The organism is Luteimonas sp. gir (assembly GCF_037198055.1).
GTDB lineage: Bacteria > Pseudomonadota > Gammaproteobacteria > Xanthomonadales > Xanthomonadaceae > Luteimonas > Luteimonas citri_A.
This window is the reverse complement of record NZ_JBBAXQ010000002.1, coordinates 451,491-465,765: the sequence shown is the minus strand read 5'-3', so window position 1 is coordinate 465,765 and position 14,275 is coordinate 451,491. Positions and strand designations below refer to the sequence as shown.

Below are 14,275 nucleotides of genomic sequence, written 5' to 3'. Positions count from 1 at the left end.
TTGGGGTCTCATTCGGACGGTGTCTCCCGGCGTCCGTCCAGCAGTCCCAGTTGGTCGAGCGCTTCGTCGAGACGGCGCTCGGCGGGCGTGCGCTCGCGCCGCGCCCGCCCTGTCGCGGAAGTGGTGTCATTCGCCGCCGCGCGCAACCGCAGCAACTCGATCAATTGCGCGAGCGCGGCATTGAGGCCAGCCTGCCCTGCCAGCGATTCGCCGAAGCGCTCGAGCAGCGGCGCGATCGTGGCCTGCATCGCGGCCGGCCAGGCCTCGGCCGCCTCGCGCATGGGCGGCGCATCGGCGTCGCGCTCGGCGATACGCTGCAGCGCGCCCACAATGTCCTGCCACGGCGCTTGCGGCGGTGCCGGCGGCGGCTCGCCGCCGCCCATCGCCTGCAGGCCCTGGGCGATGTCGGCCAGTTGCGCGACGACGCGCGCGCCGGTGTCGGCGTCCTCGCCACCCATCGCCTTGTCGCGAAGAAAATCGCGCTTGATCTGCGCCCAGCGCGCGGCCTGGACCTCGGTCATCGTGCCGCGCAGCTCAGCCAGCTTCAGCAGGTTCTCCTCGGCGCCGGTGGTCAGCAGCTGGGCCTCGCCCAGATAATGGTCGGCGATGAGCTGCTGCAACTCGGCGGCGTTCATCACTGGCGAAATCTTCTCGGCCAGCTTGTTCATGTTGCGATAGCTGCCCTGCAAGCGGAACGCCGGCTCGGTGCGGTAGCGGTCGGCCTGCGCGGCGCTGGCGATGTACTGCTGGTTGACTCGGTAGACCACGTCGCGCACCTGCATCAGCCGCTGCAGTGTGGCGACGATCTCGTTGACCTCCGCGCCGCTGTAGGCGTGCGACAGGTCGTTGGTGGAGACCTCCTTGCCCGCAGCGCGATCGGCGAGCAGGTACAGATCACTCATGTCGCGCGTGGCCAACGGCGCCAGCACCGGGTTGGAGGTCAGGCTGTTCTCGATGTAACTGAGCTTGAACGCATCCTCCATGCCACCAAGCACGTCGCCCAGGTTGTAGATGTCGGCGCGGTTGGCGAGCATGTCGGGAATCTTGAACACCTCGCCCGACTCGGTGTACGGGTTGCCGGCCATGACCACGCAGAACTTCCGCCCGCGCATGTCGTAGGTCTTGGTGCGGCCCTGCCACACGCCCTCGATGCGGCGCGTGCCGTCGCACAACGAGATGAACTTCTGCAGGAACTCGGGATGGGTGTGCTGGATGTCGTCGACGTACAGCATCGTGTTACTGCCCATCTCCAGCGCGAGATTGAGCTTGTGCAGTTCCTGGCGCGAGGTGGCATCGGGCGCCTGCTCGGGATCGAGCGCGCGCACCTGGTGACCGAGTGCCGGCCCGTTGATCTTCATGAAAACCAGGCCAAGCCGGCTGGCCACGTACTCCATCAGCGTGGTCTTTCCGTACCCGGGCGGCGAGATCATCATCAGCAGGCCCATCAGGTCACTGCGCTTGTCCTCGCCGACGGTGCCCATCTGCTTGGCGAGGTTGTCGCCGATCAGCGGCAGATAGACCTCGTCGATCAGCCGGTTGCGCACGAACGAGGTCAGCGGCCGCGCCTTGAACTCCGACAGCCGCAGCGCCTCGCGTTCGCGCGCGGCAATGCGCTGGCGCACCGCCTGGTAGTGGTGGAACGCCGGCACAAAGGTCTCGCGGTGCGCACGCAGGCGCGACAGGAAGTCGTCGACCGAAAGCTGCAGGCGGCCGTCCTGGATGCGCGGGTGCTCGCCGAGCAGCCCTTCGACCTTGGCGATCAGCGTCACCTCGCGCACCCGGTGACGCAGGGTCCGACCGACCAGCAACAGCACGATCGCCTCGGGGATGTAACCGGCCATCGGGGCGTGTTTGGGATCGCCGCACAGGCCGTGCAGCCACTGCGCCGCCAACGCCCACTGCGCCGCTGGCCGCTCGGCCAGGCGCTCGAGCGACGCGTCGAAGCCAGCAGCCAGGTCAGCTGCATCGAGCGCCACGCGCAGGGCGTCGACCAAGCGCCGGGCGTAGTGGCTGATGCCGAAGGTCGGATCGCCGTCGCGCAGTTCGTCGATCAGGTACCTTGCCCCATCCACGGCCAACGCCGGATCGATCGGCAGCGCGTGTCGCGCCAGGAACCCTGACAGTGCTTCGGCGATCTCCGAGCGCAGCGCGTCCAGGCCATCGGTGGAGCCGAACAGGCGCTCGATCGCCAGTGCGCCGGCGGTGCGCGCCGGCCACTGCGCGACATCGCCGTCATCGCCGGCGCGCGCCCAGAACAGCATCGCCAGCGCGCGTGCGGCTGGCGGATGGACCAGCGGGCCGGCGGCAGCAAAAAGCGGCAGCAGCGCACGCAGGATCAGCGCCGCGTCACGGTCATGGATGCCCTTCTCGTAGCCTTCGCGATAACGCGGCGCGGCGAAGGTTCGCACCGTGCGCTCGAGCGCATCCGGGTCGCCGGCCTGCGCGTCCAGCACTTCCAGGCGCAGATTCTCGCGCCCGGCGATCGCGGCCTCCAGCAACAGCCCGGCCAGATACTCGCCGCGCGCGATCGAGGGCGACTCGGAGTCCAGCGTCACTTGCCAGTAGTCGCGCAGCGCGTCGAGTTCGGCGTCCTGGATCGCTTCGTAGAAGTCGGTCCCGGTCAGGTGCACGGCCAGGCCATCGCCGCGCGGCAGGATGGTCAGGTCCAGCGGCTGGACGTTGACGCTGAAGCGGTGCCGCGGCCCGAGCCGGATCACCTGGCCACCGCCCTCGTACAGGTCGCTGCGGTCGCGCAGGCTGCGCACCGCCTCGTCGCGTACGCCCTTCAGGCGCGCCTCGACGTCGTCGGCCTTGACGTTGTCGCGATAGCTGCGCAGCCGGTCGGCAAGCTCGCGCAGCTTGAGGATCAGCGCATCCCCGGCGAAGAACGCGTTGAGTTCATCGGCGCTCTGGAACCGCTCGGTCCGCCGCGGCAGACCATCGAGGATGCGCGCCGCGGCATCGAACACCGCCTGGGCCTTGCGCTGTCGCTCGTCGAGCAACGCCTGCCGGTGCGCCTCGAACGTCTCCACCAGTTCCTCGCGCTTGGCGAGGATGTCGGCCAGGAACTGCTCGTGCTCGCCGAACTGGCTTTCCAGCTCCTCCAACTGCACGCTCAGCCTCGACAACTGCTCGTCGGCACGCTCGGGGTCGGTCGCCAGCGCAAGTGCGCCGGCGATCGCCTGTCCGAACAGCGCGAACTGGGCGCCGAACTGGGCAACGGCCTCGGCCGAACCCAGGCTGCGCCGGCGCTGGTCGGCACGTGCGCGCGACTGGTTGAGGCGGGCGTAAAGCGCAGAGATCGCCTCGACGACCCGCGTGCGCTCGGTCGCATCGTCGACCTTCAGCGTAGCCATCAGCTCCGAAAGCATGTCCAGATCGCCCGCCAATGCCTGCATCGCGTCAATGCGCTCGGCCAGCGCGCGGGCGGTCTGGGCGGCCTGCGCCTCACTGTCGAGCGCCTGCAGGCGCTCGGCCAGCGGCTGCAGCGCGGTCTCGCCCGCCAGGAATGCGCCGGTCGCCGCACCCACGCGGTCCTGGGCCGCCTGCAGGGCCTCGCCCATGCGGTCGATGGCCGCGGTGTCGATGTAGCGCAGGTCGCGGATCGTCAGCAGGTGGCCGCGCAGCCGCGCGATCGCGCCGAGCGCCTCGACGAAGTCCTCGATCCGTGTCCAGTCATCCGTCTGCAGCCGTCCGAGCAACGTGCGGTGCTCGGCTTCGGCCTGATGCATCGCACGGTCGGACTGCTGCCGGATGCCTTCGACCTTCTCGTACTCGTCGAGCACCGACTCGCCGGTCGCGGCGATCTCGTGCAACAGCGGCCCGGCGCCTTCGCTTGCCTCGTCCTCGAGCCAGTGGTGGGCATCGAACATGCGCCGGGCGCTGTGCACCAACAGTTGGTAGCGCTGGACCGAAACCTCGCGACCATCGATCTCGCGTGCCAGATCGAACAGGTTGGAGATACCCCGCACCAGCTCGGGATTGCCGATGCGCCCCATGAAGCTGTTGCCGGTCGGCGCGCGCGCGGCGTACTCGTCACTGGTGAACGGGGTCTGCCAGACCTGCATCGGGTGGATCCGGGTCGGCGCATCGCCCTCGGCATGGAACAGCACCATGCGCCCGTCGGCCAGGATCGCGTAGCCATGGCCGAACACTGGGTTCTGCAGGGCGCGCTGGATCGTGTTGTAGACGAACAGCGCCGAGCGACCCGCCTCGCGGTCGTAGAAGACGTACATCACGTCCTCGCCATTGGGCGAGCGGATCGCGCGCTTGAACTGCATGCCGTCCATCTGCGCGTCGAAGGCCTTGTGCTCGCCGCTTTGCAGGTAGTAACCGCCCGGGAAGATGATCCCGTGGTCTTCGGGCAACTGCACGCAGGCCTGGACGATGGCGTCGTTACGCACGATCGTGCCGGTCAGGGTGTTGTAGATCAGCCCGCGCCAGGCCTGTTCGCGGTAGGGCAGCACCTTAAGCAGGATCAGCGACCCGACCTTGGCGAAGTCGAAGATCGCATCGTCGATCGACTGCGTGCGGTCCTCGACCGCCTCGGCATAGATCCCCTGCCCGGTCTGCGTGTTGTTCTCGATCTTGACGGTCAGGTCGCCGCCGGTCGTCTCCACGAAGATCGTGTCGAGGATGTTGAGATGCGGGTGGCGCCCATCGACCGCCAGCTCACGGGTCGCGCGAGTCCACTCGAAGTCGAACGGCGGCGGCAGGGCGATGTCGCGCTCACCGCGCGAGTCCAGGTAGCGCAGCTCCCCGGAGTTGGCGATCTGCCAACGGAACACGCGCACGTCGGTACTGCGTTCGCCGATCTGGAACGCGGCCAGCAACCGGCCCTCGCGCACGATCAACTGCAGCAAGCGGGCGTGCTTGTAGTAGGCGTAGAGTTCGCCGAAGTCGCGGACGAAGCCGGCATCGCCGAGGAAGCTGCCGGTGGGGTCGACCGGTACCACGTCGTAGCCGTCCGCCTCCTCGGTCAGGCGGTAGAGCGCGAAAACATCCTCGACGCGCGTCTGGGTCCGAAGGCCGATGTAGACGTTGTAGCCAAACAGCAGGTGGTCGCCGAGCACCTGGACGATGTCGCGACCGACGCAATTGTTCTCGGTGCGGATGCGGAAGCGTCCGGCGACCTCCATGCGGCTGTCGCCAAACTCCTGCAAGCGGCGTGTGTTGAGCGACTCGGCCAAGCTGCGCAGGCGTGCGCCCTGCTCGGCCAGGCGCCGTCGCAGCACCTCGTAAGCACCGCCCTGGGCGACCGCCTCGTCAACATGGCTGGCCGTCGTGGGCGCCTGCTGCCCGGCGTCGGGCGTGGGTTCTGACATCACGACTCATCCTGCGCTGTGACGGGCATGCACTGTGCGCATGCCCGGTGGATCTCGGCGCGTCACCGGCGGCCGGCGACCGCCTCTGCGACGTTGCGGAGCGAGAGCGGCCTCAGGCCGCGCCGTCCTCGACGAGCGCGCGGCGCTCGGTGTCGGCACTGGAGGCGGCGACGCCAAGGTAGCGCTGCATCAGGTCCTGCACGATCGGGCTCTTGCCGGCCAGGCCCTCGATCGACCGCCCCAGCGAGACCGCCTTGACCAGGTTCTCGAACATGCCGCCATCACCGCCGACCAGATCGATGTCGGCGTTGCGCAATGCGCTGGCGATGACCTCGGCATTCTCGCGCGAGATGTCCTTGCCTGCCTCGATCGACGCCAGCGCCTGCCGGAGCCCTGTGTCGAGCGCCATGCGGAACTCCTCGTGCCCGCGTGCGGTATCGCTGAGCGCATCGATCGCCTGGAACTTGCGGGTCAGCCCCTCGGCCTCGGCCGAGAGCTTCTTCTCGACCACGGTGGCCTCTGCGCTGCCGATCGACTCGACCGCTTCGGCCTTCGCACGGCCCATCTGCGACTCGCCCTGGGCCTGCGCCGACAAGGTCTCGGCCAGCACCCGCGCCTCCGCCGTCCCCTGCTTGAGATTGGCATCCGCCTTCGCCTCGATGACGCGCGCCTCGGCAACGCCGACCTTCTCGATCGCGACCGCACCGGCCTCTTGCACCTGCGCCTCGGCCAGACCCGGCGCGGCACGCTCGGCACGGACGCCTTCGGCGAGCAGCTTCTTGGCTTCGGCCTGCTTGCCGGCTGCCTCGAAATCGGCCTGTGCGAGCGTGGTGACCTCGACCGCACGGTGCCGGGCGGCGGTCTCGCGCGCCTCGGCTTCCTTGACCTGACGCACCAACGCCTCCTGCGCCTTGGCCTCGGCGTCGAGGATCGTGACTTGCTTGAGACGGTCCGCTTCCGACACCTCGCGCACTTCCTTGATCCGTTCCTCCTCCTGGGCCACGGTCTTGTCGATGGCGATGCGTTCGCGGGTAATGTTGGCCACGTCCATCCGGCCCTGCTCGACGACCTTGTCGCGCTCCACGCCCTGCAGTTGCACTTCACGGTCGGTGGTGACCTGCTCAAGCTGGCGGGCGCGCTCGACGCGCTCGGCTTCGATCGCGACCGCGCGCTGGCGATTCTGCGCTGCGACCTCGACCTCGCGCAGGCGGTTCTCCTCACGGATGTCGATCAGCTGCTGGGCTTCGATGCGGGCGTTCTCGGCGACCTGCCGCTGTTCCTCCTGCACCTTTGCGGTCTCGGCTTCCTCACGCGCGCGGATCGTCTCGATCTCGCGCTGCTGGCGCGCCTCGGCCTCGGCCTGCTGACGTTCGAGCGACAGGGTCGCCTCGCGCGTCTCGACATTCTTCTTGGTGATCGCCAACCGCTCGTTCTGCTCGAGCTCGTTGGTGACCACGTTCTGCGAGGCGGTCAGCTCGGTGATCTTACGGATGCCCTCGGCGTCGAGGATGTTGTGCGGATCGAGCACGCTCTTGGGCGTCTGCTCGAGGTAATCGATCGCCACGTCCTCGAGCACATAGCCGTTGAGGTCGTTGCCGATGACCGCGATGATCTCGTCGCGGAACTCCTGGCGCTTTTCGAACAGGTCGGTGAAGTCGAACTTCTTGCCGACGGTCTTGAGCGCCTCGGAGAACTTGGCGTTGAACAGCTCGTCGACTGCATGCTTGTCCGAGGCGCGATCGGCGCCCAGCGCCTTGGCCACCCGCAGCACGTCGGCCTGGGTCTCGTTGACGCGCAAGTAGAACGCCACCGCGATGTCGGCGCGCATGTTGTCGCGGCAGATCAGCCCCTCCTTGCCCCGGCGATCGATCTGCAGCGTGATCAGGCTGATCTTCATCAGCTCGGCGCGGTAGAGGACCGGGATGATGAGCGCACCGGTGAAGCGCACCTTGGGCTGCGTGCTCATGTCGTTGACGATCAGCGCGGTGCCCTGGTCGACCTTCTTGTAGAAGGCCTTGAACAGGCCGGCCGCGCCGAGCAGCACGACCATGACGATGCCCAGGCCGATCAGGAACGGGGCGAGCGTGGCGACACTCATCGGGTGTTTCTCCTTCGCTTGGGGTCCGCATTCCGCGGACCGTACGGATCAGATGTGACGGTAATCGGCTTCGGGCACGACCCGATAGCAATGCCCCACAGGATCGAACTCGACCAGCACCACCCGCTCGCCGCGCTGGTGGACATGGGCCCCTTCGGCGCGCACCTGCAGGACGAGGCCGGCACCGCCGTCGTCGACATCGGCCATTCCGGCGGACGCCGACACCGTCGGCGTCCGCACGACGGCCACCCGTCCCAGCAGCGAGGGTTCGGCGACCGGTTGCAACTTCGACAGCCAGCGCCGCAACGGTCGCAGCGCCGCGGTGGTCAGCAGTGCGCCCGGCAGCAGTGCGAGCAGCGCAGTGAGCGTGCCCAGCGTCCAGCGCAGCCAGCCCCACAGCGGCGCGAGCAGGAACAGATGGATGAAGTAGGTGCAGAACCAGCCGAAGAACACCACCAGTGTGAGCACCAGCATGATCGGCAACCGATCGAGCCCCAGCCGTGCGAGCACGCCGGCCAGTCCATGCGCGTCCGCGCCATCGGGCAGGTCGAGGTCGAGATCGAGGCCACCGATGTCCACCAGTCCCAGCGCCGCGATCAGCCAGTAGAGCGCGCACACCCCCAGCAGCACGCTGTAGACGAGCGTGGGGTATCCGAGCGCGGTGGCGACGAATTCGGGCATGTCGGCGAAGCACTCCTGTGTCCTGGCCAGCCCACACTCCCCGCGCAGGCCGCTCCCGCCGAACATCCGGTCGATGGGCCCGCCATCATGCCAGCCCGGCCACGGTCGCCGTCAAGCCAGCGGATGGATGCGAGCGACGGATGCGCTCAGAGCGTCGCCGGCAGCGCCACCACGGCCCCCGGCGCGCAGGGGTACAGCCGCATGCCGGGCGACGGTGCGATCGGCAGGCCACCAGCGAACGCGGTGAACGCCGGCAGCAAGCCGGCATCCTGCGCGAACACGAAAGCCGGCAAGCGCGGCAGGCCCGGCAGGCGCACCACCGGATGCAGATGCCCGCCAAGCCGGTAACCCGCGATGTCGGTGGCGACCGCATCATCGACGTCATGCACGAACACGAACGGCGGCGCGTGCAACAGCGGGCCGTGCAGACGCAGGCCGAGCGTGCACGCCAGTTCGGGCGCGGTGCGCAGGGCGCGATCGTGGTTGCCGCCGACCAGGTCGACCGACAACGTCGGGTGGCGGGCCCGCCATGCCTGCCAGGCCGCGCGCCACGGTGCATCGCGCGCACCGGCGTGCAGCAGGTCGCCGAGCACCAGCAATCGCGTCGCGCCGCTGGCTTCGATCAGCCCGTCGAGCCGTTCGAGATCGTGCTCGGTGCCGCCACGCGGCAGCGCGATGCCGGCCTCGCGAAAGTGCTGCGCCTTGCCCAGATGCACGTCGGCCACGACCAGCGTGCGCTGCCGCGGCCACAGCAGCGCACGCTCGGCGAACAATCGCAGCGCCTCGCCGGCAATCTCGATCTCCAACGCGCCGTCAGCCACGATTGCGCCGCTCCAGTTGCGCCGCCGCGCGCTGCACGCGTGTGCGCCAGTCCTCGGTGCTGAGCTGGCCACGCATCGACTCGGCCCACAGCGGGAACGACAGCGGGGTGAACGTGCGCAGCGGATGCAGGTCGAGCCTGCGGGCACTGCAATCCTCCAGCGTGGTGCGCAGTTGCACCACGTCCAGTTGCGCGGCGAACACCTCACGCTCGGCCAGCGCCAGCAGCATGTGGTCGGGATCGTGCCGGCGCAGCACGTCGAACAGCAGGCCGCTGGAGGCCTGCAGCTGGCGCATCGAACGTGGCGCGCGCCCGGGCAGCGACGGCGGCAGCAGACCGGCAACGCGGGCGATGTCGCGGAACTGGCGGCGGGCGAGCTCGGCCAGGTTCAGGCTCTCGCGCAGGTCGTCGATCAAGGCCTCGGGCGAAAGCATCGTTTCGACATCGAGCGCATCGAGCTCCACCTCCTGCGCGGGCGAGAGCACGAAGCCGTAATCGTTGGCGGCGAACGAGAAGCTGTTGGCGCGCAGGCGGCCCCAGCGCAGCGCGAGCAGCGCGGCCAGGCCCTCGTGCACCTGACGCCCGGCGAACGGAAACACGAACAGGTGGCGCGCGCCGCGCGCGCGGATCCACTCCACCAGCAGGCGACCCGGCGCCGGCAGCGCCGACAGCCGCTGCTGCAGATCGAGCAGCCGACCGATCGCACGCAGCTCCGGTGCATCGCGCGGGCCGGCGAACAGGCGCTCGACCTCGTGCGCCAACGTGCCCGACAGCGACATCCGGCCGCCCTGCCATTTGGGCACCGTGCCGCTGCCGGCCTTGGCGACGCGCACGTACGCGGTCATGTCTTCCAGCCGTACCAACTCCAGCGTGCGGCCGGCGAACTGGAACCGGTCGCGCGGCCGCAAGCGACCGACGAAACTCTCCTCGACCGAGCCCAGGCCGCCGCCGCGCAGCAGCTTCACGCGCACCGCACCGTCGCTGGCGATCGTGCCGATCGACAGCCGATGACGCAGCGCGATGCGCCGGTCCTCGACCCGGTAGACCCCGTCCTCGCCGCGCACCACGCGGCGGAAATCGGGGTAATGCGCCAGCGCCGCGCCGCCCTGGACGATGAAATCGAGCACCGCGCGCCAGGCCAGCGGGTCGAGCGCGCGGAACGCATGGGTCCCGCGGACTTCGTCGTAAAGCGCATCGGCCTCGAAGCCGCCGCCCAGCGCCAGCGTCACACAGTGCTGGGCCAGCACATCGAGGCTGAGCACAGGCGGCGGGCGCGATTCGATCGTGCCGGCGGCAACCGCGGCGCGAGCCGCGGCGTACTCGACCAGTTCCAGCGCGTGCGTCGGCACGCAGACCACGTGCCCCGCTTCGCCCGGGCGGTGGCGTGCGCGCCCGGCACGTTGCAGCAACCGCGAGACGCCTTTCGGGCTGCCAATCTGCAGCACCTGGTCGACGGCGGGAAAGTCGACACCGAGATCGAGGCTGGAGGTCGCAACCACGCAGCGCACGCTGCCGGCGCGCAGGCCCTGCTCAGCGGCCGCGCGCAGCTTCGGATCGAGCGAACCGTGATGCAGTGCCAGCGTTTCGGGCGCCTCCGGCCAGACCGCCGACAGCGCGCGATACCACAGTTCGGCCTGCGAGCGGGTGTTGGCGAACAGCAGGCTGGTGCGTTCGGCCATCAGCCGTTCCAGCACACGCGGCAACTGCGCCAGGCCCAGATGGCCGGCCCACGGAAAGCGCTCGTCCTCGCCGGGCAGCAGCGTGTCGAGCGTGAAACGCTTGGGCGCCACCCCGGCGACCACCTGCGCCTGCGGACAATGCGGCAGCAGCGCATCGCGCGCCTGCGCCAGGTTGCCGAGCGTCGCCGAGACGCCCCAGATGCGCAGCGCCGGTGCGAGCCGGCGCAGCCGCGCCAGCGCCAGTTGCAGCAGCACACCGCGCTTGTTGCCGAGCAGTTCGTGCCATTCGTCGACGACCACGCAACGCACCGAGGCCAGCGAGGGCGTGGTGTCGGCATAGGACAGCAGCAGCGACAGCGATTCGGGCGTGGTGACCAGCACCTCGGCCTGGCCGCTGCGCGCCAGCCGCCGGTCGCGTGCGCTGGCATCGCCAGTGCGCATCGCGACCGTCCAATCCAGACCGAGCGCCTCGATCGGCGCGCGCAATGCGCGCACCGTGTCGACCGCGAGCGCGCGCAGCGGGGTGATCCAAAGCACCTGCAGCCTGCGCCCGGCGTCTTTGCCGGCACGCGCGGCTGACTTCGCCGGGGTCGTGCGTGGACCGGCCTTCGCACGCGGGCGCGCGGCCAGCGCCTCGAGCAGGGGCCCGCCGAAGGCCGCCAGCGTCTTACCGCTGCCGGTCGGGGTCTGCAACAGGCCCGACTCGCCAGCAAGATACCGGCGCCAGACTTCGCGCTGGAACGGTGCCGGACGCCAGCCCTGCGCCGCAAACCAGGCGCGCAGCGGCGCATCGGGGCCGCGAAGACGAGTCATCGCCACCGGCCGGGCCACGGCCCTGCGCACCGCGGACGGCCGCCCTCGCCGGACGCCGCCGTCACCGTGCGAGCGCCCGCAAGGTCTCGAGCCGATCGGCCTCGGCGATCGGCTTGTCGCGGCGCCAGCGCAGGATGCGCGGAAAGCGCACGGCGATGCCGGACTTGTGCCGGCTCGAGCGGTTGACCGCCTCGAAGCCGAGCTCGAAGACATGGTGCGCGGTGACCGAACGCACCGGCCCGAAGCGCTCGAGGGTGTGCGCGCGGATCCACTTGTCGAGCGCGAGGATTTCGCGGTCGTCGAGCCCCGAATAGGCTTTGGCGACCGGCACCAGGGTGTCGCCATCCCACAGTGCGAAGGTGTAGTCGGTGTAGAGCGTGCTGCGCCGGCCGTGGCCGGCCTGCGCATAGATCAGCACCGCGTCGATGGTCAGCGGATCGATCTTCCACTTCCACCAGTCGCCGCGACGCCGGCCGGCCTGGTAGCGGGCATCGGCGCGCTTGAGCATCAAGCCCTCGACGCCGCGCGCGCGGGCATCGGCACGCAGCGCAGCGGCCTGCGCCCAGTCGGCAGCATCCACGCGCGGCGAGATCACGATGCGCGGATCGTCGTGCTGGGCGACCAATGTCTCGAGCATCGCCCGACGCTCGGCCTGCGGCCGGTCGCGCCAGTCCTCGCCGTCGAGCTCGAGCAGGTCGTAGACCTGCACGCGCACCGGCGTGTCGGCGAGTGTCTTCGGTCCAGGCTTGCGGCGCTGGATGCGGGTCTGCAGCGCGGTGAACGGCATGGGCGCGGGTTCGCCCGGCCGCCAGGCCAGCAGTTCGCCGTCGAACACGCAATCGCGCGGCAGCGTCAGCGCCGCGGCTTCGATCTCGGGAAAGCGTCCGTCGAGGCGCTCCTCGCCGCGCGACCACAGCGCGATGTCCGCGCCACGGCGGATCAGTTGCAGGCGGATGCCGTCCCACTTCCATTCCAGCAGCCAGTCGTCGATCGGGCCAAGCGCGCGCGCGACTGCGTCGGGATCGTTGGCCAGCACCGGCGCCGCCACGGCCATATCCGGCTCCGCATCGGGGGCCGCCTCGACATCCGTGCCCTCGCTCACCGTGTCGGGACGCAGCGCCTGCTCCAAGGGCGAAGCAAGGAAGAACGGATACGGCTGACGCCGGTCGCTGGGCAGTTCGTCGGGCGAAAGCAGGTCGCGCAGGAACTGCGCGCTCGGCGTCCAACTGCCGAGCATGCGTTGGGCGATACGCGCGATGTCCAGCCCGCTCATCTCCGCCAGTGCCTGCTGCACCAGTCGCTGCGAAACGCCCACGCGCAGCGCGCCGGTCAGCAACTTGTTGAACGCCAGCCGCTCGTCGAAACACAGCGAAGCCCAGGCCTCGACCACCAGCGCGCGCCGGACCGCCGGGTCGCGATTGGCGACCGGGATCAGCCGCCGCTCGATCCATTCGGCCAGCGAGGCGTCGTCGGCCGGCGCGACAGGATCGTCGAGCAACAGCGCGAGCGTCTCGGCCAAGTCGCCGACCTGGTCGTAGCTGTCGTCGACCAGCCAGTCGGGCAAGCCCGCGGCCTGGCCGATCCATTCGCGCAGTTCGCGGGTATTGGCGATGCGTCGCCCGGCCCCGGCGACCTTGCCGCCGGCCAGCAGGAACAGCGCCCAGGCGGCATCGTGCGGCGGCGCGTCGCGAAAGTAGGCAACCAGTGCCGCGCGCTTGTCGAGCGTGGCGGTGCTGCGATCGAGCTCGCGGTACAGCCGGGCGAAGCGCCTCATGCGCAGGCCCTCGGGCGCCGGGCGCTCATTCCTCGTCCCCGAAATCGGTGCGGAAGGCTTCGGCCGCGATGCCATCCTCGCGTAGCGCACGGATGATCGCATCGGTGTTGCCGTGGGTCGCGATCACCCGCGTGGCACCGGTCTCGCGCACGGTCCGCATCAGATCGGGCCAGTCGGCGTGGTCGGATACCACGAAGCCGCGATCGTAGTTGCGACGGCGTCGATTGCCGCGAATGCGCATCCAGCCCGATGCGAAGCCCTGCTGCGCGCGGCGGAACCGGCGCATCCACGCGCTGCCGGCCGCCGATGGCGGCGCGATGACCAACCGGCCGGCAAAATCGCCGCCGCGATCGGTCTCGGCAACCGGCACGGTGTCGAGCATCGCGATGCCGGCCCGCCGGTAGACCTCGACGCCGGCGGCGACGGCGCCGTGCAGCAGCGCCGGCTGGTCGGTATGCGCCACCAGTTCGGCCAGCACGCGCTGGGCCTTGCCCAGCGCGTAACAGAACAGCACCGCCGCCTCGCCGCGTGTCTCGCAGTGCGCGCGCCAGGCTTCGATCTCGCCTGCAACCTGCGCGGTGTCGGGCCAGCGGTAGACCGGCAGGCCGAACGTGGCCTCGGTGATGAAGGTGTCGCAGCGCACGACCTCGAACGGTGCGCAGGTGGGGTCGTGCTGGCGCTTGTAATCGCCCGAGGCGACCCAGACCTCGCCGTCGACCTCCACCCGCACCTGGGCCGAGCCCAGCACGTGGCCGGCCGGATGCAGCGACACCGTCGCCGCGCCCATCTGGAATGGCGCGCCGTAATCGTGTGCGACATAGATCTGCTCGCCCAGGCGCCACTCCAGGATCGGCAGCCCCGCACGCGTGCTGTGGTAGGCGCCCATGCCAGTGCGCGCATGGTCGCCGTGGCCATGGGTGATCACCGCGCGTGGCACCGGGCGCCACGGATCGATATGGAAATCGCCGGCCGGGCAATACAGGCCCTCGGGGCGCAACTGGATGAGGTCGTCGCGCCGCCCCTTCGGCATGCGGGCGGTGGGGGACGGACGGGAGGCGGCCATGGCGGCAGTCTGGCGACGCCGCC

The 14,275-nt window shown here is 69.7% G+C and carries 7 protein-coding genes; all 7 read right to left on the bottom strand.

All coding sequences use genetic code 11. The features are described 5' to 3' along the window. Positions 1 to 8: 8 nt before the first annotated feature. Entirely contained in the window at positions 9 to 5,324 is a 5,316-nt protein-coding gene (locus tag WAF18_RS05660) for a DNA repair ATPase (protein ID WP_337244263.1), read from the bottom strand. Between the two features lie 112 nt (positions 5,325 to 5,436). Then, positions 5,437 to 7,422 carry a hypothetical protein gene (locus WAF18_RS05655; RefSeq protein WP_337244262.1) on the bottom strand — a complete coding sequence of 662 codons (1,986 nt, stop codon included), beginning with the start codon at positions 7,420 to 7,422 and terminating at the stop codon, positions 5,437 to 5,439. Between the two features lie 48 nt (positions 7,423 to 7,470). Next, complete coding sequence (locus tag WAF18_RS05650; RefSeq protein WP_337244261.1) at positions 7,471 to 8,103, bottom strand: hypothetical protein; 633 nt, start codon at positions 8,101 to 8,103, stop codon at positions 7,471 to 7,473. A 146-nt stretch (positions 8,104 to 8,249) separates the two neighbouring features. After that, a complete protein-coding gene (gene pdeM, locus WAF18_RS05645) occupies positions 8,250 to 8,924 on the bottom strand; it encodes a ligase-associated DNA damage response endonuclease PdeM (protein ID WP_337244260.1) in 675 nt (224 codons plus the stop codon). Continuing rightward, positions 8,917 to 11,415: a ligase-associated DNA damage response DEXH box helicase gene (locus WAF18_RS05640; RefSeq protein ID WP_337244259.1), complete on the bottom strand. Its 2,499-nt coding sequence runs from the start codon at positions 11,413 to 11,415 to the stop codon at positions 8,917 to 8,919. Before WAF18_RS05640 ends, pdeM begins: the two co-directional genes overlap by 8 nt. Before the next feature lie 61 nt (positions 11,416 to 11,476). Next, complete coding sequence (locus tag WAF18_RS05635; RefSeq protein ID WP_337244258.1) at positions 11,477 to 13,189, bottom strand: cisplatin damage response ATP-dependent DNA ligase; 1,713 nt, start codon at positions 13,187 to 13,189, stop codon at positions 11,477 to 11,479. Between the two features lie 25 nt (positions 13,190 to 13,214). Then, positions 13,215 to 14,219: a ligase-associated DNA damage response exonuclease gene (locus WAF18_RS05630; protein ID WP_337244377.1), complete on the bottom strand. Its 1,005-nt coding sequence runs from the start codon at positions 14,217 to 14,219 to the stop codon at positions 13,215 to 13,217. Between the last annotated feature and the right edge of the window lie 56 nt (positions 14,220 to 14,275).